This is a genomic window from Sphingobium sp. ZW T5_29 (genome assembly GCF_044987515.1).
Lineage (GTDB): Bacteria > Pseudomonadota > Alphaproteobacteria > Sphingomonadales > Sphingomonadaceae > Sphingobium.
The window spans coordinates 38,472-63,558 of record NZ_JBJDRM010000014.1 but is presented as its reverse complement, the minus strand read 5'-3'; the positions used below and the strand labels follow the sequence as shown (position 1 = coordinate 63,558).

Below are 25,087 nucleotides of genomic sequence, written 5' to 3'. Positions count from 1 at the left end.
CCCTTCGCATTGCTGGAATTGAAGCGCGGCGTCAATCGCTCAATCGGCGCCATCCTCCTTTGCCAAGCGCGGCTGCGTCAGGCGGACAGCAATTCCCCGAATATCTCGGCATGACGCCGTTCGGCATAGCGATCGGTCATGCCCGCTATGAAGTCGGCGACGTGGCGGCTGCGGCGGGGTTCATCCAGCGAACAATCGTCGCGCCATTCGGGGGGCATCAGGCCGGGTTGTTCGCGATAGGCGCGGAACAGGTCGCTGACGATGACGCGGGCGCGGTCGGCGGCGGCCTGCTGTGAGGGATGATGATAGAGCATGGCGTACATGAAGCGTTTGAGGTCGCGTTCCTGCGCCGCCAGTTCGGGGGAAAAGCCGACCAGTGTTTCCCCAGCCGCGCGAACATCGTCGACCGTGCGCACGCCCGACCGCCGAATATTCTCACGCGTGGCGGCGATCAGGTCATTGGCCATCACGCCGATCTGTTCGCGCACAAGTTCGCGCAACAGCCGGTCCTGCGCCACATCGGGATAGCGGGCGCGCACGCGGTCCCAGCAGCTTTTCACCAACGGCACGCTGAGCAGCTGGTCCAGCGTCAGCAATCCCGCGCGCAGGCCGTCGTCAATGTCGTGATTGTCATAGGCAATGTCGTCGGACACCGCCGCCAGCTGCGCTTCGAGCGATGCGTGGTGGCCAAGGTCGAGCGGCAGCAGCGCGTCGACTTCCCGCATCGCCCAGCCGGGATGATCGATGGGGCCATTATGCTTGGCCAGGCCTTCCAGCATTTCCCAGCTGAGATTCAGCCCCTGAAACAGCGGATAGGGCGATTCGAGCAGCATGAGCGTGCGCAGAGTGTGGGCATTGTGATCGAACCCGCCATGATCATCCAGCGCTGCCTCCAGCGCATCTTCCCCTGCATGGCCAAAGGGTGGATGGCCGATGTCATGGGCCAGGCAAAGCGCCTCGGTCAGATCTTCATTGAGGCCCAACGTGCGGGCGGTGGTGCGGCCAATTTGCGCAACTTCCAGGCTGTGGGTCAACCGAACGCGGAAATGGTCGCCATCGGGGGACACGAACACCTGCGTTTTATGGCGCAGGCGGCGGAAGGCGATGGAGTGGATGATACGGTCGCGGTCGCGCTGAAAAATATCGCGCGGGCCGCGAACCTCTCCCCCGATTTCAGGATGGAGCCGTCCACGGCTGTGGTCCGGGTGCGACGCATAGGAGGCAAGGCTCGACATGCGGGCGCCTTTACTTGGTTGTCAGCCGTTCGACCAGTTCGCCCGCTTCGCTTTGCCAGGCAAAGGCGTCGGCCCCCGCCCCTTTCAGCTTCGATTCCACGGCCTTGGCACGGGTGAAGCTGGCGAACGGGCCGATCAACAGCCGGTTGGTCCGACCCCAATTGGCGACCCAGCCGTCCTGCGGGGCCACATCATCATATTTGCGGCGCAGATTTTTGAGCGTGAAGGCCAATGCGCCGCGATTGCTGCCCACGCCAAGCTGCACCCAGTTGCGCGAGGGATTGGCCGCCAAGCGGGCCTTTTCTTCAGCCGCTTTCTTTGCCTTGGCGTCGGCCTCAGCCTTTAGCTTGGCGGCGGCAGCGGCCTTGGCCTTTGCAGCCAGCGCGGTCTTTTTCACTTCTTCGGCGGCAGCCTGCTGTTCCGCCCTGCGCGCGGCCTGAAGCGCCGCGACCTCCGCCAGATCGACGGCGGCCACGGTCGGACGGCGTTCGGAATCGGGCACGTCGATCGTGCGGATGATGTCGGCGAGCGTCCGCGTGGCTGCCGGGTCTGGCTGCGGCGTGGTGGGCGTCGGGGTCGGTGGGGTCGCAGCCTGGGCGGGCGCGGATTGTACCGGAGCAGGCTGGATGGCGGCTGGCTGGGCGGCTTGTGCCGGAGCCTGTGTCGGAGCCGGGGTCGCGGCCAGTGGCGCGGAGGGCGGCGTGGAGGGCCGAGCGGAAAGAGATTCGAAGCCCGGTGCGGGTGGCCCCTGAACCTGAGCGGTGCCCGACGCAGATGGGCGGGCAGGTGTGGCGGTAGGCGGCGGGGCGGCAGGCGGCATGGTCGCGGACGGGGCTGCGGCTGGCGAAGAAGTCGGCTTTGTTTCCTCTCCCGGCTCAACCGGCGTTGTTGCGCTGGTGGTGGCCGCGCGCGTCTGGACGGAGGCGGATGGGGCAGCGCGATTGTCCGCGCGGGCGAGCGTCACAGGCTTCGCCGATCGCCGTTGCGCCCGCGTCTGCCGCGTCGGAGCGGCTGCCACGGTTGCAGGAGCCGCTTGAGACGGCGCGACTGCGGAAGGCGTCGCTGGCGAAGGCGCAGGCGTTGGTGTCACGGCGGCGACGGTGGACCCGACTGTGGTGGGGAAATGGCCGAAATGCACCGCTGCGGCTTTCTGGGCCGCCGTCAAATAGGGCATCTTGACCATATAGGGCGTGATTGCGGCGGCGAGTTGGGCAGGCATGGTCTGGCTGGCGATCTTGCGCGCGTCATCCTGCCGGTTGTTCATCGCCAGGATGAAGGCGCGAAAACGCCAGGCCGGCCGGTCGCTCTTGTGCAAAAGCGGCTGGAGCACCTTGTCCGCCGCCTCCACCTGGCCGGATATGCCGAGCGACGCGGCATAGCGATAGGTCAGTTCCGTGTTGTCGGGCGTGTGCTTGAGCGCTGCCTGATAATCCCGCTGGGCACCCGCCTGATCGCCGGTGAGGTCCCGCGCAAGCCCGCGATCGCTGAGCAAGGTTGCTTCGGGATAGCCGAGCTTGGTCGCCTGATCGAACATCCGTAGCGCTTCGGTGGGATTCTGCGTTTTCAGCATGACCCTGCCGAGGCCTGCCTTCACCCGGCCATTGTTGGGCTGGATCATGTCGGCGCGCGCGAAAAATCCAGCGGCTGCACGGGTATCGTCAAGGTCGATCGCCGCCTCTCCAGCGCCGATCAACGCATCGACGTCGCGCGGATTGGACGCAAGGCGCGAAAGATGGCGGTTCAGATTTTCGGTGCTGGGCGGGCGAATAGCCTGCACCATCCCCGATTGCGCCTGAGCAGTCCCCGCTACAAGCAGGCCCGCCATGATCGATATAGCCGAAAGTTTCACACCATCCCTTTAGCGAATTGCTGCGTGAATGGGCAATTTACCATCACGAAAAGCGCGCCGGATCGCCTTGGGCGACCGACGGCGCGCTCTTAAGCCAATGGGCAGCGCCCAAGGATTACTGATTGCTCTGACGATTGAGGAAACGCGGAATGTCCGGCGTGGCCGCATCATCATCAGCCAAAGGTGCAGTCCTGTCCGTTCCGCGGGTCAAACCGGCCATGCGTTCGAACAGGGTGCCGCCCGTAGCGACGCGAGGGGCGGGCTGCGACGTAGCGGCAGGTGCCGGAGCAGGGCGAGCCGGTTCCGGTTCCGCTTCTTCACTGCCCAGCAGCAATTCGTCCTGCGACGGGTCCTCATCCGAGAAAACAGCGGCAGGGCGCGACGACGCTGGCTTTTCCGCGACGGGCGGGGCCAGCGGCGCTGGCTCCGGCGCGGCGGGGACGTCGAGTTCCAGCGGTTCCGCTTCCTCTTCGACGGCGGCAACGGGTGCGGGCGCGGGGGTGGCCTGCGGCGCTGGGCGGGACGGCGCGGCGGCGGTTGGCACGGAAACGGCCGGACGGCTGGCGAAGCTGAAGGGCTGGGTCAGCGGAGCCGCGCCAGCCGTTACGTCGCTGTCGATCCCGGTCGCGACGACGGAAACGCGAATCTTGCCATTCAGGCCGTCGTTGAAGGCGGAACCCCAGATGATGTTCGCGTCCGGGTCGACCAGTTCACGAATATGGTTGGCCGCTTCGTCCACTTCCATCAGGCGCATGTCTTCGCCGCCGACGATGGATACGATCACGCCCTTCGCGCCGCGCATCGAAACGCCGTCGAGCAAGGGGTTGGCAATGGCCTTTTCAGCGGCCTGCAGCGCGCGGCCATCGCCTTCGGCTTCGCCCGTGCCCATCATCGCCTTGCCCATTTCGCCCATCACCGACCGGACGTCCGCGAAGTCGAGGTTGATGAGGCCTGGCATGACCATCAGGTCGGTGATGCCACGAACACCCTGTTGCAGCACCTCGTCCGCCATCTGGAAGGCTTCCTTGAAGGTGGTGTTGGGATTCGCGATCAGGAACAGATTCTGGTTCGGAATGACGATGAGCGTGTCGACATGCTTCTGCAGCTCATCGATGCCCGATTCCGCCGACTTCATGCGGCGATTGCCTTCGAAGGTGAAGGGCTTGGTCACGACGCCGACGGTCAGGATGCCCTTGTCGCGCGCGGCCTTGGCAATGACGGGAGCAGCGCCGGTGCCGGTGCCGCCGCCCATGCCAGCCGCGATAAAGCACATGTGCGCGCCGTTCAGCGCGTCGTCCACCGAAGCGATGGTTTCTTCCGCCGCCGCCTTGCCGATTTCAGGACGCGAACCCGCGCCCAGACCTTCGGTGATTTGCGGGCCAAGCTGAATCCGGCGCTCCGCGGGCGAGGCGTTCAGCGCCTGCGCATCGGTATTGGCGACAATGAAATCCACACCCTCAACCGACGCAGCGATCATGTTCGCAATGGCATTGCCGCCCGCGCCGCCGACGCCGATCACCGCAATGCGTGGTTTTAGTTCATCCACATGCGGTGGGCTGATTTCAATGCTCATAAATATTAGCTCCCTTCAGCTCCGGCGACATGAGCCAAACTGTCATCGAAGGTTAATGCAACAGATAATGGCGTATTTCACTAGTAAAATTCGTTTAGCTTCCGATTATTCAATAGTTGGTCTTTATGGCGCGGACCATACGCTGCCACCATTGCGGCGCGCCGATACGGTGCACGGTCTGCGGGGTCGGCGCTATCGTCCTAAGGTCAACCGGGTTCGAAGCGCCATAAAGCGCAAGTCCAGCCAAAGTGGCGAAAGCCGGGCCGCTATGCGCTTCGGGCAAGGCGGCCAGGCCACGAGGACGGCCAATCCGCACCGCACGGCCCAGCGCGCCCTGCGCATAGTCGGCAATCCCCTTCATTTCCGCGCCGCCGCCGGTCAGAACCACCTGTCGGCCCGTCGGCGTGTTGAAGCCCATCCCCGCGAGCGCGGCGTTGATTTCGGTCATCAACTGGTTCAGCCGCTCGCAAATTACCGCGACTAGGGCGGCACGCGTGATCTTGCCGCCGTCGGCGTTCGGCCCGGCGCTTTGGCCGGGAAGCGCGACGTCGCCGTGGGGCGGCGCGATCTCTATCATCTCGCGGAAATCGCGGCGGTTCTGCATCGCGGATCCGTAAAAGCATTTGATCCGTTCGGCCTGGCTGCGGCGGATGCCGAAGGCCGAGGCGATGTCGTCGGTGATGTCGGACGCGCCGATCGGGATGCTGTGCAGCCCGACCAGCATGCCGCCCGCATAGAGGGACACGTTGGTGACACCCGCGCCCATTTCGATGAGGGCCACGCCAAGGTCCCTTTCCTCTTCGGACAGGCAGGCAAGGCCGGTCGCGATGGGGGACGCGACGATGCTGTTGACGTTCAGATAAGCGCCGCGCACGCACAGGTCGAGATTGGCGAGCGGTGCGCCGTCCGCCAGCACGACATGGATATCGACGCCCAGCAGGTCGGCGTGCATGCCGAGCGGCTTTTTCACCGGCACGCGGCCATTGATCGTGAAACAGGTCGGTTGAGCATGCAGCACGACGCGGCCATCAGGGTCGATGCCCTGTTGGCCGGTGGTCAGCAGATCGTCGATATCCGATTGTTCGATGCGGTAGCCGCCCATGTCGCGTTCGACCGTGACGACGTCGCTGACCAGGCTGCCGCCCGAAAAGCTGACCCACACATCTTCGATATTGGTGCCCGCGACCCGTTCGGCCTGCTCCACCGTTTCGCGCACGGCAAGTTCGGTGCGCTCCATATCGGCGATGAAGCCGCGCCGGACGCCCCGGCTTTCACGCTGGCCAGTGCCCAGGATCGCCAGTTCGCCTGTATCGGTCCGCCCGGCGATGAGGGCCGACACCTTCCACGATCCGATGTCGATCGCGGTGACGAGCTTTTCGACCTTGGGCTGTGCCACGGGTCAGCCCTCCTCGCCCACGGAGGCGGTTTCAGCCTGATCCTTGCCCGCTTCCGAAGCGACGGGCTTTTCCCGTGCCTGGTCGCGCGGCAGACGCAGGACAAACCGGTCCGGGTCACGCATGTCGAATTTCACGATACCCCGGCCCAACAGGCGGTTGACGCCATCCATCCGGGCGAAATTGACGAGCGCGGTGGCAGAGGATTTATCTCCTTCCGGCAGAGAAAGTGTTTCGCCCGATTGAAAGCGCAGGTCCCACCGGCGGTTCCCGACCCATGTGGCCCCCGCCAACATGGGCTTGAGCGCCGGGGCGTTTTCCATGAGCTTGTTCAGGCCCGCCGTCTGACGATTGGCGCTAGGCCCGACGACCAACGGCAGGTCGGGCATTGCGTTCGCGGACACGGACTGCAGGACGACGCCCTGCACATCGATCAGGTGGAGTTGGCCATCATGCTGCCACACCGCGACCGGATCACGCTCGACAATATCGACCACCAGCGTATCGGGCAGGCGGCGGGAGATGCGGGCATCCTTGACCCAGCCAAGCCCCAGCATTTCCGACCGCACCTTGGGCAGGTCGAGCGACAGCATCGAGCGATCCACCTGGCCGAGCGCGATATTATAGACCGGCAGTTCATCCATCCGTTCGACACCGCGAACTTCGACCTTCTGCACTTCGAAGCCCGCATTGGCGGCAACCTCCGCCGCCTTTTGCCCGGCCATCGCCGGAACGCCCATCAGCACGGCGACGCCGCCAACGACAGCGATGACGATGCCAACGATCGCCCAGCTGGCCATGCGCTGGAGCATATCATCGCTGACCGGCAGCGCGTGGACCATGCGCCCGATCCAGGACCGGCGCTTGCCCGGTTGTCCGCGCGCGCCGCCCTTGCGTCCGCCCATCGAGGCGGTGCGCGCCAGCCGCGCCGTGCCGCCGCGCCGGATGCGTGCTTCAGCCATGCCCTGCCCCCTGTTTTCCCTGTGCCTGTATCAGGGCGTCTTCGACAATCCGTTCGACCAATTCGGCATATTCGATGCCCAGCTTCGCCGCCTGTTCAGGGACGAGGCTGAGCGGGGTCATGCCGGGCTGGGTGTTCACTTCCAGAAGGAACAGCCCGTCTACGCCCTGCGTGTCGTCCCAGCGGAAATCGGATCGTGACGCCCCCCTGCAGCCCAGCAACTGGTGCGCGCGCAGGGCGATGGCCTTGCACGCTTCGCCAATTTCGTTGGGGATGTCGGCGGGGCAGACATGTTCGGTCATGCCGTCGGTATATTTGGCGTCGAAATCGTAAAAGCCGCTTTTCGGGCGCAGTTCCGTCACCAGCAACGCTTCATCGCCAAGAACGGCGGTCGTCAGTTCCCGGCCGCGAATATAGGGTTCGGCGAGCAGTTGGTCGAAATGCTGCCAGGGCCCTTCGACATCGCGGCCGATGGGCGATCCATAATTACCGTCCTGCGTCACGATGGCGACGCCGACTGAACTGCCTTCATTGACCGGTTTCACCACATAGGGACGCGGCATGGGATCGGTTTCGAACAGGCTGGCGCTGTCGACGATGTGACCGCCGGGCATGGGAATGCCGTGGGGCACCAGCGCCTGCTTCGTCAACTGCTTGTCGATGGCGATCACCGACGTTGCGAGGCCCGAATGGGTGTAGGTGAGGCCCATGAGGTCCATCATGCCTTGCACCGTGCCGTCCTCCCCCGGAACGCCATGAAGCGCGTTGAAGACGACGTCCGCCCCGGCTTGCGAAAGGCGCTGCGCCACATTGCGGTCCATGTCGATGCGCGTCACCTTATGACCGCGCGATTCCAGCGCCTTGGCCACGCCCTCGCCCGACGACAGGGAGACGGAGCGTTCAGCCGACCAGCCGCCCATCAGAACGGCGACATGCCAGGGGCCACGAGTCATAGCAAAACCTCATATAATATGTTCGGGCCAGGCATGGGGATGCCCTCTTTGTCAGGGGCGGTGCTCACCGGGGCACCCCCACCCTCTGAATTTCCCATTCCAGTTCGACGCCGCTTTTTTCCTTCACCCGGCGGCGAACTTCTTCGCCCAGCGCCTCTATGTCGTCGCTGGTAGCATCGCCTGTGTTGAGCAGGAAATTGGTGTGTTTTTCCGATACCTGTGCGCCGCCCAGTTGCAGGCCACGGCAACCGGCTTCGTCCACCAGCGCCCATGCCTTGTGCCCGGCAGGATTTTTGAAGGTCGACCCGCCGGTCTTGCTGCGCAGCGGCTGGCTTTCTTCCCGCGCCGTGGCGATGCGGTCCATTTCCGCCTGGATGGCGACAGGATCACCGGGCATGCCGCGAAATAGGGCGCTGACGACAACCGCGCCGTCGGCCAGGCTGCTGTGGCGGTAGGTATAATCCAGTTCGTCCCGCGATAGCGTCACTTGCTCGCCCGACCGCAACACGACATCGCATTCAACCAATATGTCGCAGGTTTCGCGGCCATAGGCGCCGCCGTTCATCCTCACGAAGCCGCCCACCGTGCCGGGAATGGAACGCAGAAATTCAAGCCCGGCAATCCCAGCGTCGCGTGCGGTGGAGGACACAAGAATGCCCGACGCGCCGCCGCCGCAGCGCAGCGCTGTCGCATCGATCCGATCCACCTTTGCGAACGGCTTGCCAAGTCGCACGACCACGCCCGGCACGCCGCCGTCACGGACGATCAGGTTGGAACCGAGACCCAGCGCCATCACCGGAATAGCCGGATCAAGGCGCGCCAGGAAATCGGACAGATCCGGCGCATCCTTCGGTTCGAACAGCCATTGCGCGGGTCCGCCCGCCTTGAACCAGACCAATGGGGCCAGCGGCGCATCTGCCTTTAGCGTGCCGCGAACCGGGGGAAGGGTCGCCGCCGTCAGCGTCAAGCGCCTATACCCCACAGCCGCATCCAGCGCGTGACCGCTTTTGTCCCGGCCTGTCCCGCCGGAGAGTCGGCCAGACCGGCGTCGACGTTGCGTTGCGCCGTTTCCACCATCTCCTGCGCTGCTTCGATGCCCTGCATGTGGATGTCGATCATCCGCTTTTGCATTTCCAGCCCTACGCTTAACAGTTCGAACATCAGGCCGCTCCCTTTTCCGCAACCGCCGCTGCCAGCCCCGCCGCCCATTTGGTGATGTCCCCAGCACCCAGGCAGATGATCATGTCACCGTCCTGGCAATCGGCGGCGATAGCGCGGGCCAGATCGTCCGCGCCGTCAACAGTGGCGGCGTGGCGGTGGCCCCGGCGTTTCAGCCCGGCAACCAGTTCGGCGCTGTCCACGCCAGTGATCGGCTGTTCGCCCGCTGCATAGACGGGCGCGGCATAGACGATGTCGGCGTCGTTGAACGCCTGCTGGAATTCATCCATCAGGTCGCGCAGGCGGGTATAGCGGTGCGGCTGCACCACGGCGATGACGCGCCCGCCACTTGCCGAAGCAGACAGGCCTTCCCGCGCGGCGGCGAGCACAGCCCTGATTTCGACCGGATGGTGACCATAGTCGTCGATGACGGTCGCGACGCCCTGTCCGGCGCGGATTTCCCCCACCTTGGTGAAGCGGCGCTTTACGCCACCGAATTTGGCAAAGCCGGTCTGGATGGTCGCGTCGTCGATACCCATCTGCAGCGCCACGCCGATCGCCGCCATGGCGTTCAGCACATTGTGACGGCCGGGCATCGGCATTTCGATGCCTTCGATGCGGCGGATCGATCCGTCGCGTTCGCGAATCTGCACGTCAAACCGGTTGCCGCCGGGAATTGGCTGGACATTTTCGCCGCGAATGTCGGCCTGCGCCGAAAAGCCGTAGGTGACGATGCGGCGGTCCTGCACGCGCGGAAGGATCGCCTGCACTTCGGGATGGTCGAGGCACAGCATGGCCGCGCCGTAGAAGGGCACATTTTCGACGAACTCGACAAAGGCGTCCTTCACCTTTTCGAAGCTGCCATAATGGTCGAGATGTTCAGGGTCGATATTGGTGACGACCGCCAGCGTGCCGTCCAGCCGCAGGAAGCTGCCGTCGCTTTCGTCCGCTTCGACCACCATCCAGTCGCTCTTGCCCAGGCGGGCGTTCGACCCATAGCTGTTGATGATGCCGCCATTGATAACGGTCGGGTCCACGCCGCCCGCGTCCAGCAGCGCCGCTACCATGGAGGTGGTCGTGGTCTTGCCATGCGTGCCGGCGATGGCAACGGTGGATTTCAGCCGCATCAGTTCCGCCAGCATTTCCGCGCGGCGGATGACAGGCACGCGCTTTTCCAGCGCCAGATCGACTTCGGGATTGCCCTTCTTGATCGCGGTGGAGGTCACGACCACGGCGGCGTCGCCCAGATTTTCGGCCTTATGACCGATCATCACCGCGATGCCTTTCTTGCGAAGCCCTTCAACGACATAGCCTTCGGCGACGTCGCTGCCCTGAACCTTGTAACCCAGATTGTGCATCACTTCGGCGATACCGGACATGCCGATGCCGCCGATGCCGATGAAATGGATCGTGCCGATGTCCGTGCCGACACCCTTCATGCGCGGTATTCCTTGTATTCCAGATAGTGATGGCCGGTCAGGCGCAACAGGGATGGGTTGATGTTCTTCACGCAGGGACGCCCTGCAGATTGAGGCTGGTGGGCACCGGACCGACGCGCAGCGGATCGTTCATGATCGGCGCCTGGCCGATGCTTTCCAGCAGGTCAGCCATGTCCCGCGCCGCATTGGGACGTCCGCAGGCGCGGGCACGCCTGGCAGCATTTTGCAGCGCGCCGGGTTCCAGCGCCATCTTCTGCATCTGCTTGGCGAGTTCCACCGCATTGAAGCGCGATTGCGCAATGGTGCGCGCGCCGCCCGCTTCGGTCATTTCCCGCGCGTTGGCGGTCTGGTGGTCGTCCATGGCGCTGGGCAGCGGGACCAATATGGCGGGACGGCCCGCGCAGGTCAGTTCCGCCAGCGTCGATGCGCCCGCGCGGGCGATGACCAGATGAGACCAGCTGAGCTTTTCCGGGACATCGTTGAAATAGGTGGCAAGGTCGGCGGGGATTTCCAGGTCGGCGTAGAAACGACGGACACGCTCAATATCCTCCGCGCGGCACTGCTGCGTCACTTGCAGGCGACGGCGCAGGCTGAGCGGCAGCATGCCCAAGCCATCGGGCACGACGCTGGACAGGATGGACGCGCCCTGGCTGCCGCCGATCACCAGCACGCGGAAAACGCTTTCATCGGTCAGCGCGGGAAATTCCTCCTCGCGCAGAAGCTTCACTTCTTCGCGGACGGGATTACCGACCAGATGCACCTTGTCCGCATATTTGCCCTTCAGCCGCGCGACCGAGGGATAGGCGGTGGCGATGGCATCGACGCGGCGAGCGAGCAGGCGGTTGACCCGGCCCAGAACGGCGTTCTGTTCGTGGATCGCGGTGGGAATGCCATCCGCCAGCGCGCCAAGCAACGCGGGCATGGCGGGATAGCCGCCAAAGCCGACGACGGCAGTGGGACGGAATGTTTCGTTGAGGCGGCGGGCCATGGCGCGGCCAGCCAGGATCGCCTTGAGCGCGCCCGGCCAGCTTCGCGGATTGCGCGTCATCCGACCGGCGGGCAGCACATGCACCTGCGCCTTGTCAAAGATGCCGGGGATCTTCGCGCCGCGTTCATCCGTCACCAACGCGACATGATGACCCCGCGCCATAAGCTCCTCCGCCACGGCGTGCGCTGGAATCATATGACCACCCGTCCCGCCTGCAGCGAGGACGAAGTGACGGGAAATGCTCATCGGCCACTCCATTTGACGACGGTATGCCGACCCATGAATGGGTTGCGCCGCGTGAATGCGAGCAACAGGCCTACCCCGATACAAAGCGCCAGCATAGAGGAGCCGCCGTAGCTGATAAAGGGCAGCGTCATGCCCTTTGAAGGAAATATCTGCGCATTGACGCCCATGTTGATGATTGCCTGCAATCCGAACTGGGTAGTGAGACCCGCAGCGGCGAGGATAGTGAAATGATCATCCTCATCCAGCAGGCGCAGCAGCACCCGGACGATGATCGCCAGATAGACGCAGGCGATGCCGATGCAGGCGAGCAGGCCGAATTCTTCCCCGATCACCGAAAAGATATAGTCGGTATGCGCTTCGGGCAGGCTGAACTTGTGCTGTCCGCCGCCCGGCCCCACGCCAGTGAAGCCGCCATGCGTGATGGTGCGGAACGCAAGTTCGGTCTGGTCCGGTCCCACATCCTGCGCGACACCCAGCCCCAGGAAGTCGTTGATGCGCTGGCGGCCATTTTCATAGAACATGTACATGGCGACCAGCCCGGCAAGGCCGACGCCCGCCAATATGCCGATGACGCGCATCGGCACGCCGGACAGCAACAACAGGCAGCTCCAGCAGGCGAGGAAGATGACGGTCTGGCCAAAGTCCGGCTGCTTCATCAATATCGCCGCGATCAGCAGGGTCACCGCGCCGGTCACCCGGATGAGTGGCAGGCTGGCGTCCCTTTCGCGCAAGGACAGCAACCAGGCGAGGCTGACGACATAGGCGGGCTTCAGGAATTCGGACGGCTGGAAACGAAAGCCGGGCAAGTCGATCCATCGCTTTGCGCCGTTCACCGCCGATCCCAGGACTGGCACCGCCAGCAGCATCACGATGAAGAAGGCGGAAAGGAACATGGCCAATCGCCGCGCCTGCTGACGAGGCAGCATGGAGATGACCAGCATGATCGGCAGGCCCAGGAAGACCCAGATCAGCTGCCGGTAGAAATAAATGAGCGGCGTGACGGCGACGGTGCTGGTCGATCGGTCGATCGCCGCGACCGGCGAGGCGGCGGCCACGGCCACAAGGCCGATCGCCATCAGCGCGACGATCAGCGACAGCAGCACGCGGTCGATTTCCCAGAACCAGATGGCCAGCGCCGTCCGCTCACGCGGAACGGTGTGGTTGCGGAACCCCTTTACCAGGTCGCCTGCCCTGAACATCCCTGTCGCCCCTTCTTCGCCAGCCTGGCTTCTAACCGCTGACGCCGCCTTCTTCCAATGCCGCAATGGCCGCCACGAAGGCGTCGCCCCTGGCTTCAAAATCGCGGAACTGGTCGAAACTGGCGCAAGCGGGCGAAAGCAGCACGATGTCCCCCGGTTGCGCCGCCCTTGCGGCGCGGCGAACGGCGGCCGATAGCATTTCACTGTCGTCCACCGCCATATGCGGGCGCAGCAGGTCGGCGAACATATGGCCCGCTTCACCGATGGTGTAGGCATGGGCGACATTGCCGAAATAGGGCGCGCATTCGTCCAACGTAGGAGTCTTGGCCAGCCCGCCGACGATCCAGTGCAGCCGGGGTCGGCCATTCACCGGCGGATAAGCCGCCAGCGCCGGTGCGGTGGAGGCTGGGTTGGTCGCCTTGCTGTCATTGACATACAGGACGCCGCCGACTTCGCGCACGCGCTGCATCCGGTGCGGCAGGCTGGCGTAGCTTTGCAGGCCCCGTTCGATCGTCGCTTGGTCGATGCCCAGCGCGCGGGCGACGGCGATGGCGACGGCAGCATTCTGGGCGTTGTGCGGACCTTGAAGAGACGGCCATCCGGCTTGCGCGGCGGGATCGATGTCCGTCGCGTTGACCCTGATCAAAGCTTTGCGGGAGGACAATCGGTCCGCGATTTCCCGGCTGGGGTCATCCTGTGTCGCGATCACGGCGACATGACCTGCCGACTGCATGGCGAACAGCCGCGCCTTCGACGCGACATAGCCTTCAAAGCCATTGTAGCGGTCCAGATGGTCCGGCGTGATGTTCAACAGCACTGCAACATCGCAATCAAGGCTGTGCGTCAGGTCGATCTGGTAGCTGGACAGTTCCAGGACGTAGATGCCGCCGTCCGGCAGCGGGTCCTGCCCCAGTATCGGCAACCCGATATTGCCACCCATGCGGGTCGGGATGCCCGCCGTTTCGATGATATGGTGGACGAGCGCGGTCGTGGTCGATTTGCCGTTGGTGCCGGTGATGGCGACGACCCGATGCGCGGGCAATGTCGGGCGGGCGAGCGCGAACAATTCGATGTCGCCGATCACGGGCACGCCTGCGAGCTTTGCGTGCATGGCGATGGGATGTTTGTTCAGCGGCACGCCCGGCGACACGACCACCCCGTCGAAGCCCGCAAGATCGATGTCGAGCGGGTCGGCAAGTTCGGCCTTGTCAGCCACAACTGCGCGCGCTTCATCCCGGTTGTCCCAGGCGACCACGCGCGCGCCGCTGGCGACCAGCGTTTCGACGGTGGCGAGGCCGGAACGGGCCAGGCCCAGGACCGCGTAGGTCTTGCCAGCAAAGGCGGCGGTGGAAACAATGCCCATCCCGGTTACCTCAACTTCAGCGTGGCAAGGCCAGCGAGCGCCAGCACGAACGAGATGATCCAGAAACGGATCACGACGGTCGGTTCGGCCCAGCCCAGCTGTTCGAAATGATGATGGATGGGTGCCATGCGGAACACGCGCTTGCCCGTGCGCTTGTAGAAAAAGACCTGTATGATGACGCTCATCGCCTCCACCACGAACAGGCCGCCGATAACGCCCAGCACGATTTCATGATGCGCGGTCACCGCGATCACGCCGATGGTGCCGCCTAGCGCCAGACTGCCGGTATCGCCCATGAACACGGCGGCGGGCGGCGCGTTGAACCAGAGGAAGGCCAACCCCGCGCCAATGATAGCGCCACATAATATGGTCAGGTTGCCAGCGCCGGGCACATGCGGAATACCCAGATATTCGGCAAAATCGGCGCGACCGACGAGATAGACGATCGCCATGAACGCCATGCACGCGATGATAACCGGCATGGTGGCCAGCCCGTCCAGCCCGTCGGTCAGGTTGACCGCGTTGCCGAACGCGACGATCACGAAAGCGGCGAACAGGAAGTAGAATGGCCCCAGCTCAATCGCCGGGCCATTGTAGAAGGGCAGATAGAGCGCCGTATTGCCATGCTGATTAACGATCAGCCAGGCGGCAAAGCCCGCGATCAGGAATTCCAGCACCAACCGCATCTTGCCCGAAAGCCCCTTGTGGCTCGCCTTCGTCACCTTGTCATAATCGTCCAGGAAGCCAATCGCTCCGAAACCCAGCGTCACGAACAGGCAGGCCCACACATAGATGGACGACAGGTCCATCCACAACAGGACCGACGCCATCACCGACGTCAGGATCATCAGGCCACCCATGGTCGGCGTCCCGCGTTTGGCGAGATGAGTTTGCGGACCGTCGTCGCGGATCGGCTGACCCTTGCCCTGCCGCACACGTAGCCAGCCGATGAAGCGGGGACCGATGACAAGCCCGATGATGAGCGCCGTCGCAATCGCCGCGCCCGCGCGAAAACTCAGGTAGCGGACGAGGTTGAAGACCCCCGCGAAATCCATGGTTTGGGCAAGCCAGTAAAGCATCGATCGTCAGCCCCCCAGATTCTTGTCAGTGACGAGCGCTGCGACCAACCGGGACAGGCCGATGCCGTTCGACCCCTTGACCAGGATCGCGTCCCCCGCGCGCATTTCATGCTGGATGAGGCGCGTTGCTTCGGCAGCGTCGGATACATGGTCGAAAGGCAGCACCCCGGCAAGCGCCTGCGCCAGTGGCGTCATTTCCGCGCCCACCAATATGGCATGGTCCACCTTCGCCGCTGTCAGCGGATCGGCAAGGCCGCTGTGCAATTCGCCGCTGCGGTCGCCCAGTTCGCGCATGCCGCCCAGCACCGCGATCCGGCGACTGGCCTGTTCACGGCCCAGTTGCTTCAGCGTCGCCGCCATGCTGACGGGATTGGCATTGTAGCTTTCATCGATCAACAGCGCCTCGCCCTCTCCCACGGCCAGCCTGCTGCGCTCACCACGTCCGGGAAGACCGGGCATTTCGGCAAGGGCCAGGCCAGCCACGGCCAAGTCGCCGCCCAGCGCTTCGACTGCGGCCAGAACGGCCAGCGCGTTGGACACCCAATGTTCGCCCGGCGCACCGACCGTGAAGCATAGTTCGGCGCTGGGCAGTTTCGCCGTTACCAGCGTCCCGCCGTTCGCCGCGGGCACCATGTCGCGGACATGAACGTCCGCTTCGGGATCGAAGCCAAAGGTCAGGACATGGGCGGCATGTTGTTCCGCCTTGTCATACAGGGTCGCGACATGCGGGCTGTCATAGGGAATGATCGCCGTCCCGTCCGGCTCCAGCCCTTCGAATATTTCCGCCTTCGCCTGCGCGATCGCGGTTTCGGTCCCGAAAAATTCGATATGGGCGGGCGCGATCGCGGTCACGATGGCGACATGAGGCCGGACCTGCCGGGTCAGTTCCGCCAGTTCGCCCGCATGGTTCATCCCCATTTCAAATATGCCGAACGCCGACGAACGCGGCATGCGCGACAGGCTGAGCGGCACGCCGACATGATTATTATAGCTCTTGACCGAACGATGCACTTCGCCGGGGCGGATACGGTCGAGTGCGTGGAACAGCGCTTCCTTCGTGCCGGTTTTCCCGACCGAACCGGTGACGCCAATCACCTTGCCCACCATCCGTTGACGGGATGCGCGGCCCAGCGCCTCCAGCGCCGCCGCGCTATCCTTGACCAGCACGTGCGGCTGTTCGATCGGTTCGCTGACGATCGCGCCGGACGCGCCCTGTTCAAACGCCTTGCCGATGAAGCGATGGCCGTCGGTCGATTCGCCCTTCATCGCCACGAACAGGTCCCCGCCAGTCACTTCCCGGCTGTCGAAAGCGACGCCCGAAACGGCGAAGGGCGCCGATGCGACGCCCCCCGCGGCCTGCGCGATTTCATCGGATGTCCATAACGGGCTCAACCCGCGCACTCCCGCGCCACGGCGACATCGTCGAACGGCAGGACGCGGTCGCCGATGATCTGGCCCTGTTCGTGGCCCTTGCCGGCAAGCAGGACGATATCGTCCGCACCGGCCTGCGCGATGGCGGCGGCGATGGCGTCGCGACGACCGCCAATCTCCTCCGCACCCGGCGCACCCGCCATGACGGCGGCACGAATGGTCGATGGATCTTCGGAACGAGGATTATCGTCGGTTACGATGACATGGTCGGCAAGCTCCGCCGCCACCTTGCCCATCTGCGGCCGCTTGCCAGCGTCGCGGTCGCCGCCCGCGCCGAACAAGGCGATCAGGCGGCCAGCTGTGTGGGGGCGCAGCGCATCGATCGCAGCGCGCAGGCCATCGGGCGTATGGGCATAATCGACATAGACAGGCGCGCCCGCCTTCGTGATGACGGCGCGTTCAAGGCGACCGCGCACCGGCTGGACCCGACCGAGCAGTTCAAGGACCTTCGCCGCATCCTCCCCGCCTGCGATCACCAGCGCGGCCGCGGTCAAAGCGTTCGCAGCCTGATAAGCGCCGATCAGCGGCAGGTTAACCCTATGGAGCTTGCCATCGGCCTCGACCTCCAGCGTCTGGCCCAACTGGGTCGGGGTGCGGTTGGCAAGACGCAATGCCTGCCCCTGCACCCCGACGCTCAGCACACGAAGCCCCCGCTTCGTAGCTCGCTGGATCACCTTGTCCGACCATTGGTCGTCAGCCCACACGATGGCCGTCCCGTCGGGCGCGACAACTTCATCAAACAGCCGCATCTTCGCGTCAAAATAGCTGTCCATGTCGCCATGATAGTCGAGATGATCGCGCGACAGGTTGGTGAAGGCCGCCGCCAACACAGGCAGGCCCTCCGTCCGATATTGGGCAAGGCCGTGGCTGGACGCTTCGAAAGCGGCGTGGCTGATGCCTTCGCGCCTGAGGCCCGACATGTTGGACAGAAATGTGACGATGTCCGGCGTGGTGAGGCCGGTCGACACCTGATCGACGGATGTAGTCACGCCCAGCGTGCCGATGGATGCGGAATGATGCCCCAGCATCCGCCACAGCTGGCGGGCCAGTTCGACGGTCGATGTTTTGCCGTTCGTGCCGGTGACGGCAACGGTCACATCGGGGAAAGGCGCGAAATAGCGCGCGGCGAGCAAGGCGAACAGGCGGCGGGGATTGTCGTGGGCGATGTGCACCGCGCCTTCCACCGTCGCCTGCGGGCGTGCGACGACCGCTACCGCTCCCGCACGGACAGCGTCGGGAATGAAGTCTTCGCCATTGACGCGCAGGCCCTGAAAGGCGCCGAAGACGGTTCCGGGCGCTACTTTCCGATTGTCGATCGCAAAGCCCGACACCACCGATTCCAGCGGCGCGCCGGGATCGATCCGGGCGTCCAGCCCATCGACCAGCGATCCCAGGCGCATCAATGATCCTCCTTGCCGAGCAGGGGCATGAGGTCGGAAATATCGACGTCGCGTCGCTCGTCAGGCAGGACGCCCAGCATCGGTCCGACCCGCTCCACCACCCGCTTGACCACCGGCGCGGCTGTCCATGCGGCAGTGCGCAGGCCGAATGTCTGGGCGTTGCCTTTCGGCTCGTCCATCATGGTCAGCACAACATAGCGGGGATTGTCCATCGGAAATGCGGACGCAAAAGTCGTCACCAGAGAACTCTTATTATACCGGCCTTCTTCAGGCTTCTCAGCGGAGCCCGTCTTGCCGCCCACCCGGAATCCCTTGGCGTCGGCGCTGCGACCTGTACCCGCGGCGACGATCATCCGCAACAGTTGGCGCATACGGGCGCTGGTGGCGGCGGAAAAGACGCGATGCCCCTCCGGCACTTCATTAGCATGGAGTTTGCGCAGCGTCGCGGGGCGCCAGATGCCGCCGTTCACAAGCGCGGCATAAGCCGAAGCGAGATGCAAAGGCGTTACGGCGATGCCATGGCCATAGGACACGGTCATGGTGGTGATGCGGCCCCAATTGGTCGGCCACAGGCTCTTGGCGCGCTCCTTCAGCTCGATCGGGGCGCGTTGGTCGAATTGCAGGTTGCGGAAAAGCTGCTGCATGGATTCAGCGCCCATTTCGTCCGCGATCCGGGCAGTGCCGATGTTCGAGCTGTGCACCAGGATTTCCGGCACATTGAGCCAGCGGCCAAGCGCATGATCATCCTTGATACGGAAGCCCGCGACGGCGAGCGGCGCGGTGGCGTCGTAGCGCTTGCCCATAGACGTGACGACGCCGCGATCCATGGCCGCGGCAATCGACAGAGGCTTGAATGTCGAGCCAAGCTCATAGCGCGCCTGGACCATGTGATTGCAGAGCGGCGACTGGCTGCATGTCTTGCCCGCATAATTGGCCAGCTTGTTGGGGTCGAACACGGGGATGGACGCCATGGCGATTATTTCGCCAGTGTTGGCGTCCAGAATGACGCCGCCTGCGCCCTTGGCATTTTGCGCAACCATCTGCGCATAAAGCTCGCTTTCCAGCGCGCCTTGCACCCGGCTGTCAATGGAAATGGCGAAAGGCTGACCGCGAAGCGCCGCGTCGGTCAGGCGGTCGTTGAACGCGGATTCGACGCCCATCCCGCCGACACCTTCCCGGTTCGGCGCAAAGCCCAGCACATGGGCGGCCAGGCTGCGCTGCGGATAAAGGCGTTCCTTTTCGCGCGGGAATTCGATGCCGATTTCACCCAGCGCGTTCACCGCCGCCACTTCTTCGGGCAGCGCGCGGCGGCGCAGATAGGCCCAGCCCTTTCCGGTCAACGCCTTGTAAAAGGACGTTTCGGGTTCGTCGGGGAAGATTTCGTGCAGCTTGCGCGCCAGCTCGGCGGGTTCGCCGATCAGCTTGGACGGGCGCACCGCCACCGAATAGGCATCCATGGTCCGCGCCAGCGGCACGCCGTTGCGATCGACAATATCGGCGCGCGCGGGCAGCAGGCCCGCACCGGCGACTCCATCCCGGCCATTGCCCGAAAAAATGCCGACCCAGGTCAGCCGCAGGATCAGCACAGCCGTGATGCCGAGGAACAGGATCAGCAACAACATCAGCCGGTTGTGCGCGACGGCGGTGAGGTCGATCCGCTGCTTGCCTGCGCGCGCACCACCCGGCTGCACGATGATCGTCGCCATCAGTGCGTCCTCTTCTTGCGCTCGCGTGCGGCCTTGTCACTGATATCGCTGATGGTGCTGTCATCCAGCAGCTTTGCATCCAGCATCGCCATGCGTTCGGCGCGGCGAGCCAGCGGATTGGGTTTCGACACATCGGCGTCAGCCTTGGCCTTGTCCTGCGCGCCACTGGCGGCGGGCTTGGCGATCTTGTCGACATTGTCCGCCGCATGCGCTTCACGAATGACGGCGATGTTGCTGCGAATCTGGGTCGCGGCGGGGCTTGCTGGCGCGGCCTGCGGGGCAGAGGGCAGATCGGCGGGCGTCTGCACCATCGCCACCATCACCGGCGGCGCGACATAGTCAGGTCCATTGGGCTGAACCCCGTCCAGATGCGCCAGCGCCCGCTCACCGCCCAGATATTGCTGGGCGGTAGGCGTCGCGTACAGAAAATCTTCCTGGTTCCACCGCTCAAGCTGGCGCATGTTGGCACGCGCACTGAATTCGGTTTCCAGATAGCGGATGTCGGATTGGGCACGGGCGATCTGCGCCTGGACGCGCATCAGTTCATTCCGTTCGGTCGCGACCTTCAACGACACCAGATATGCGCCGAGCGCGCCCAGCGCGACGAGCAGGATCCAGATCAGGCTCTGCAACCTTTTGACCGCGATCATGACCGGGCACTCCGCGACGAAGCAGGCACGGGCGCCGACGTTCGAACGGCGCTGCGCAATGTGGCGGAGCGGGCACGGGGGTTGCGGGCGAGTTCCGCATCCCCCGGCCGCACCGCCTTTGCAGGCTTGAGGAAGGTGGGGGCCTCCCCAGCCTGCTTTTCAGGAAGGTGGCGCGAACCACTTCCTTCTCCACCGCTACGCTTGCGGAGGAATTGCTTGACGATCCGGTCTTCCAGACTGTGGAAAGTGACGACGGCGATGCGGCCGCCTTCCTCCAGCAGCGCCTCGGCCGCTTCCAGCCCACGTTCCAGCTGGTCCAGTTCACCATTCACATGGATGCGGATCGCCTGGAAAGTGCGGGTGGCGGGGTCCTTCTTGTCATGCGGCTTGTGCCCCAACGCGCGGCGAACGACGCTGGCAAGCTGGGCCGTCCGTTCCAGCGGCCGGGCGTCGACAATCGCGCGCGCCACCCGGCGCGACCGAGGCTCCTCACCATAGCGGTAGAGGACATCGGCAATGTCCTGCTCAGCCGCTGTGTTAAGGAAGTCAGCCGCGCTCATCCCCGACTGGCTCATCGTCATGGCCAGCGGGCCGTCGGACTGGAAGGAAAAGCCGCGCTCCGCCCGGTCGAGCTGCATCGACGACACGCCAATGTCCAACGTGACGCCCGAAACCGAAGCGACGCCGCGCTCCGCCAACAGGACGTCCATGCTCGCAAACTCACCCTCGATCAGCGTGATGCCATTGGCATCGGCGAGCGCCTGCCCTTCGCGAATCGCGTCGGGATCACGGTCGAATGCAAAGACCTGCGCCCCTCGCGCAGCCATGGCGCTGGAATAGCCGCCCGCTCCAAAGGTCCCATCGACATGCACTTCGCCGGGGTTGATGGCGAGAGCGTCGAGCACTTCATCGAGCAGTACGGGAATGTGGCGATCGGGATCGGCGGCAACAGCGGTCACTTGCCGGCTCCCGAATCGCGCTGGTCGAGCCAGCGGCGCACCTTGTTGCGGATCAGTTCGGGCCGGTCCTTGCTATCGACCAGCGTTTCGGGCCTCCACAGCTGCATGTAACGGCCCACGCCATAGAAGAAGACGGCGTCGGTGATGCCATATTCATCCTTGATATCGGGGTGCATGGCAAAGCGCCCGCCTTCGTCGAAATTCACTTCCTCGATGGTGCCGAGGCGGCGCTCCAGTTCCAGGTCGGCATTATATTCGCGGCCCTGCGCACGCGCTTCGCGGGCCAGGTCCTCGACTTCGTTGAACAGGTGGCGGCGGTGCGATTCCCCAAAGCCCGTGGCGCAGGGGTTGTCGCCGTGGACCGAGAGATAAAGCCGATTTTCATTGCCGCTGGACAGCTTGACCTGCCGACGCATCTCCAGGGGCAACACGAAGCGGCCTTTGCCGTCCGCGACGCTGAATGCGTTACCCGTAAAGAGAATGGTTTCCGACACGTTTGGACCGTTTGCCCCTCTGTTCAAAAGGGCGCAGGCCGTCAGCCGCCGAACCGCATCACAGCAGCCCGGTCCGCAGGACTAGCAAAGCCTGAAAACCCCTATGGCATTCAAATACCAAGGGGAGGCCGACAAGAAAAGGGAAATTTAGGGGAAAACTGGGAAATCCTGTTTTGTTCTGGTTTTAATGTGCATTTTGACCCCTTGCCGTCCGAAGTTTGATTGCACACCAATGCCCTCCCAGGCCTAGAGCTACGAACTTTGAATCGGCACCACCTTTTTTGCCGTTCGCCCTGAGCCTGAACGGGGTTGAGGGATAAGGGGGCACGGGGCGGTCAAGCACCGCAAAGGGTGACATGGCATGTCAGCGCAGGACGGCAGGCGCGGAGGCTCAAGGCTCCGTTGGCTGAAGGTCCTGATCCATCGGCTTTTTCAGATTGGGATCGGGCTGAAGATCAGGCACAATCGGCGCCTGTTCAGGTGCGGGCTGCACGCCCAGTTCAGCCAGTGGCTCTTTGGGCGCGACCGCGTTCAGTTCCAGTGTCGGGACGGCTGGCGGCGGCATGGCGGCGTCATCGACCCGCGCCTTGTCGATCACGATGTTGGCCAAACCGACCAGCAGAACCACGCCCGCCAGCCCCGTGAGGCCGATCTGGACGCGCTGCAACCCTTCCTGACGGCGGGGTGTTTCAGCCATTCAATGCTCTTTTCTTCGCCGCCGCGACCTGTGTCGGCTGTCAGCGATTGTGCGCGAGCCAAGGGAATATCGTCAACCCCTTCGCTTCCAGCCAATCACGATTGTACAAAGTGGACAAATAGCGGAAGCCCGTGTCGCACAGGATGGTGACGATCCGCTTGCCCGGACCAAGCTCCTTCGCCAACGCGACTGCGCCCGCAACGTTGATGCCCGACGAAAGACCAAGGCACAGCCCCTCTTCCGCCAGCAGTCGCCGGACCCACAGCAGGCCTTCCTCGTCGGAAATCCTGAACTGCGTGTCGATGGGCGCGCCTTCCAAATTGGCGGTGATGCGCCCCTGGCCAATGCCTTCGGCGACCGAAGACCCTTCCGCCTTCAATTCGCCATGAGCGTAATAATTATAGAGCGCCGCGCCATGGGGGTCGGTCAGGGCAATGGTGATATCCTCATCATGCGCCTTGAGACCCAGGCCCACGCCAGCAATGGTGCCGCCGGTCCCCGCCGCGCAGGTGAAGCCGTCAACCTGCCCGTCCATCTGGGTCCAGATTTCCTCGGCAGTGCCAACGATATGCGCCTTGCGATTGGCGGTATTGTCGAACTGGTTGGCCCAGACCGCATTTTTCGTCTCCTCCGCGATCCGGCGGGATGTGTGGACGAAATGGCCGGGGTTAGAATAGGCGGCTGCGGGCACCGTGACCAGCTCCGCGCCCAGGGCGCGTAGCGTGTCCATCTTCTCCCGGCTTTGCGTTTCCGGCATGACGATGATGCTTTTATACCCCTTGGCATTGGCGACCAGCGCCAAGCCGATGCCGGTATTGCCCGCAGTCCCTTCGACAATGGTGCCGCCAGGCTGCAACAGCCCCTTTTCCTCCGCATCGTTGACGATGAACAGCGCGGCGCGGTCCTTCACGGACGCACCGGGATTGGCAAATTCGCATTTGGCGAAAATGTCGCAGCCCGTTTCCTTTGAAGGCCCGGCAAGGCGCACCATGGGCGTGTTGCCTATCAGGGCGAGGCTATCTTTTTGAACCAGCATGGCGTTGGCATAGCGGAGGGACATGACCCTTGCCAAGCAAGGGAATGATGATCCGGCAAAAGAGACGCTTGGCGGATAGGCCGTAACATTTGGCGATGACATTGTCCCGGCGCGGGACAGGCCTGAATTTGATCAGGAAATCGCAAGTTTTTTACTCTAACGCCCTTGGGAAGAAGCGATTTTCCGGCTTTTTCAGGAACGGTACGACTTGGCACGAGTGGGCGCAGGGAAAAGGCATGGGGTGATCGCCGCGCTGGCGTTGCTGGCGCTGGGCGCGCCGCGCCTGATCACCGCGGCGCCGCTCGACCTGCTGGACGCCGCCGCCGCGCGGGAAGACCTGGCAGAAGAGCCGGGCGCCAACTTTCCAGGTTCCGCCTTCTTCTTTGCCCAGGGATTGTTCGACCGCCTGCCCGCTTACCGGCCAACCGCCAGCACCGCGGTGTTGACGCTTGACGCGTCTCCAGCGGCACCGGCTGCGGTCTTTCGCGGGGTGACGGCGCTCGACAGCTATCGCGCGCTCAACTGCCTGACGTCGGCGATTTATTATGAAGCTGGCAACGAACCGCAGGAGGGTCAGCGGGCCGTCGCCCAGGTCGTGTTGAACCGAGTGCGCAGCCCGCTCTGGCCGAACAGCGTTTGCGGCGTCGTCTATCAGGGATCGGAAAGAACGGATCTCCGCTGCCAGTTCACGTTCAGTTGCGACGGGTCGATGGCGCGCGCAAGTGACCGGCAAAGCTGGGCGCGAGCCCGACGAATCGCGCAGGAAGCGCTTTCCGGGAAGGCCTATGCACCGGTAGGGCTTGCGACTTTCTACCACACGCTGGCGGTCAGACCCAGTTGGGCACCGTCACTGAACCCGGTCGCCATCGTCGGCGCGCATATTTTTTACCGGATGCCCGGGGTAAAAGGCGCTCCAGCCTCTTTCCGCATTTCCTATTCCGGGCGCGAATATCAGTCCGGCCCTTCATTCCGGCCTTCGCCGCCCGCTCCTTTCGTGGCCGCTCCCCCTTATAATGTGGCCAAAGTGCATGACGGCGTTCAACCGACGTCGGCCACTAGCGCAGATGCGATGGAGGAGGCAGCGCTGCCGCAGTCCACTATCCGCCCGGAGTATCGAAATACAGGTCGCCCCCGCATCTGACAGGTCGATGAAGCCGGTTTGCGCCTGGCCACGCAACAGGGAAAAGGTGAATTTTTTTCATGGATAATGGGGAAGAATCGCCAACCTGTTGAGATATGAGCGCATTTTAATATTTTAGGATCACGAATATCAGGGG

At 63.9% G+C, this 25,087-nt stretch carries 22 protein-coding genes; 1 reads left to right on the top strand and 21 read right to left on the bottom strand.

The features are described from left to right. Positions 1-77 precede the first annotated feature (77 nt). The 21 genes from ACI3KQ_RS12950 to ACI3KQ_RS12850 all read right to left on the bottom strand — a co-directional run bounded on the left by ACI3KQ_RS12950 (position 78) and on the right by ACI3KQ_RS12850 (position 23,810). The gene (locus tag ACI3KQ_RS12950) at positions 78-1,235 is read right to left on the bottom strand and encodes a deoxyguanosinetriphosphate triphosphohydrolase (RefSeq protein ID WP_404958225.1); all 1,158 of its coding nucleotides are present in this window, start codon (positions 1,233-1,235) and stop codon (positions 78-80) included. 10 nt (positions 1,236-1,245) lie between these two features. Beyond that, positions 1,246-3,084 (bottom strand): SPOR domain-containing protein, encoded by a 1,839-nt coding sequence (locus tag ACI3KQ_RS12945; protein ID WP_404958223.1) that lies wholly within the window; start codon positions 3,082-3,084, stop codon positions 1,246-1,248. Positions 3,085-3,199: 115 nt separating this feature from the next. Continuing rightward, positions 3,200-4,657, bottom strand: a complete 1,458-nt coding sequence (gene ftsZ, locus ACI3KQ_RS12940; protein WP_404958221.1) for a cell division protein FtsZ — start codon at positions 4,655-4,657, stop codon at positions 3,200-3,202. Between the two features lie 109 nt (positions 4,658-4,766). Next, entirely contained in the window at positions 4,767-6,053 is a 1,287-nt protein-coding gene (gene ftsA / locus ACI3KQ_RS12935) for a cell division protein FtsA (RefSeq protein ID WP_404958219.1), read from the bottom strand. A gap of 3 nt (positions 6,054-6,056) precedes the next feature. Beyond that, positions 6,057-7,013, bottom strand: a complete 957-nt coding sequence (locus ACI3KQ_RS12930; protein ID WP_404958217.1) for a cell division protein FtsQ/DivIB — start codon at positions 7,011-7,013, stop codon at positions 6,057-6,059. After that, positions 7,006-7,965, bottom strand: a complete 960-nt coding sequence (locus ACI3KQ_RS12925; protein WP_404958215.1) for a D-alanine--D-alanine ligase — start codon at positions 7,963-7,965, stop codon at positions 7,006-7,008. The genes ACI3KQ_RS12930 and ACI3KQ_RS12925 overlap by 8 nt, the downstream gene beginning before the upstream one ends. Before the next feature lie 64 nt (positions 7,966-8,029). Continuing rightward, positions 8,030-8,947: a UDP-N-acetylmuramate dehydrogenase gene (gene murB, locus ACI3KQ_RS12920; RefSeq protein ID WP_404958214.1), complete on the bottom strand. Its 918-nt coding sequence runs from the start codon at positions 8,945-8,947 to the stop codon at positions 8,030-8,032. Continuing rightward, a complete protein-coding gene (locus ACI3KQ_RS12915; RefSeq protein WP_404958213.1) occupies positions 8,929-9,126 on the bottom strand; it encodes a hypothetical protein in 198 nt (65 codons plus the stop codon). The genes murB and ACI3KQ_RS12915 overlap by 19 nt, the downstream gene beginning before the upstream one ends. Then, complete coding sequence (gene murC / locus ACI3KQ_RS12910; protein WP_404958211.1) at positions 9,126-10,562, bottom strand: UDP-N-acetylmuramate--L-alanine ligase; 1,437 nt, start codon at positions 10,560-10,562, stop codon at positions 9,126-9,128. The genes ACI3KQ_RS12915 and murC overlap by 1 nt, the downstream gene beginning before the upstream one ends. 67 nt (positions 10,563-10,629) lie before the next feature. Then, entirely contained in the window at positions 10,630-11,796 is a 1,167-nt protein-coding gene (gene murG, locus ACI3KQ_RS12905) for an undecaprenyldiphospho-muramoylpentapeptide beta-N-acetylglucosaminyltransferase (RefSeq protein WP_404958210.1), read from the bottom strand. Continuing rightward, the gene (locus tag ACI3KQ_RS12900) at positions 11,793-12,995 is read right to left on the bottom strand and encodes an FtsW/RodA/SpoVE family cell cycle protein (protein WP_404958208.1); all 1,203 of its coding nucleotides are present in this window, start codon (positions 12,993-12,995) and stop codon (positions 11,793-11,795) included. Before ACI3KQ_RS12900 ends, murG begins: the two co-directional genes overlap by 4 nt. Positions 12,996-13,026: 31 nt before the next feature. Beyond that, positions 13,027-14,358, bottom strand: a complete 1,332-nt coding sequence (gene murD / locus ACI3KQ_RS12895) for a UDP-N-acetylmuramoyl-L-alanine--D-glutamate ligase (RefSeq protein WP_404958206.1) — start codon at positions 14,356-14,358, stop codon at positions 13,027-13,029. A 5-nt stretch (positions 14,359-14,363) separates the two neighbouring features. Continuing rightward, positions 14,364-15,437 (bottom strand): phospho-N-acetylmuramoyl-pentapeptide-transferase, encoded by a 1,074-nt coding sequence (gene mraY / locus ACI3KQ_RS12890; RefSeq protein ID WP_404958204.1) that lies wholly within the window; start codon positions 15,435-15,437, stop codon positions 14,364-14,366. Positions 15,438-15,443: 6 nt separating this feature from the next. Further along, a complete protein-coding gene (murF, locus tag ACI3KQ_RS12885; protein WP_404958329.1) occupies positions 15,444-16,829 on the bottom strand; it encodes a UDP-N-acetylmuramoyl-tripeptide--D-alanyl-D-alanine ligase in 1,386 nt (461 codons plus the stop codon). Further along, positions 16,826-18,268, bottom strand: a complete 1,443-nt coding sequence (locus ACI3KQ_RS12880) for a UDP-N-acetylmuramoyl-L-alanyl-D-glutamate--2,6-diaminopimelate ligase (protein ID WP_404958202.1) — start codon at positions 18,266-18,268, stop codon at positions 16,826-16,828. The genes murF and ACI3KQ_RS12880 overlap by 4 nt, the downstream gene beginning before the upstream one ends. Next, the gene (locus ACI3KQ_RS12875; RefSeq protein WP_404958200.1) at positions 18,268-19,974 is read right to left on the bottom strand and encodes a peptidoglycan D,D-transpeptidase FtsI family protein; all 1,707 of its coding nucleotides are present in this window, start codon (positions 19,972-19,974) and stop codon (positions 18,268-18,270) included. The genes ACI3KQ_RS12880 and ACI3KQ_RS12875 overlap by 1 nt, the downstream gene beginning before the upstream one ends. Continuing rightward, on the bottom strand, positions 19,974-20,624 hold the full coding sequence (locus ACI3KQ_RS12870; RefSeq protein ID WP_404958198.1) for a colicin transporter: 651 nt from the start codon (positions 20,622-20,624) through the stop codon (positions 19,974-19,976). The genes ACI3KQ_RS12875 and ACI3KQ_RS12870 overlap by 1 nt, the downstream gene beginning before the upstream one ends. Next, entirely contained in the window at positions 20,621-21,583 is a 963-nt protein-coding gene (gene rsmH, locus ACI3KQ_RS12865) for a 16S rRNA (cytosine(1402)-N(4))-methyltransferase RsmH (protein ID WP_404958196.1), read from the bottom strand. Before rsmH ends, ACI3KQ_RS12870 begins: the two co-directional genes overlap by 4 nt. Beyond that, positions 21,580-22,077: a division/cell wall cluster transcriptional repressor MraZ gene (locus tag ACI3KQ_RS12860; RefSeq protein WP_404958194.1), complete on the bottom strand. Its 498-nt coding sequence runs from the start codon at positions 22,075-22,077 to the stop codon at positions 21,580-21,582. Before ACI3KQ_RS12860 ends, rsmH begins: the two co-directional genes overlap by 4 nt. Positions 22,078-22,468: 391 nt before the next feature. Continuing rightward, entirely contained in the window at positions 22,469-22,774 is a 306-nt protein-coding gene (locus ACI3KQ_RS12855) for a hypothetical protein (RefSeq protein ID WP_404958192.1), read from the bottom strand. A gap of 40 nt (positions 22,775-22,814) precedes the next feature. Next, positions 22,815-23,810 (bottom strand): cysteine synthase A, encoded by a 996-nt coding sequence (locus ACI3KQ_RS12850; RefSeq protein ID WP_404958327.1) that lies wholly within the window; start codon positions 23,808-23,810, stop codon positions 22,815-22,817. Positions 23,811-24,018: 208 nt separating this feature from the next. Here ACI3KQ_RS12850 and ACI3KQ_RS12845 point away from each other — a divergent pair, with 208 nt between their 5' ends. Beyond that, a complete protein-coding gene (locus ACI3KQ_RS12845; protein ID WP_404958190.1) occupies positions 24,019-24,951 on the top strand; it encodes a cell wall hydrolase in 933 nt (310 codons plus the stop codon). Positions 24,952-25,087: the final 136 nt, after the last annotated feature.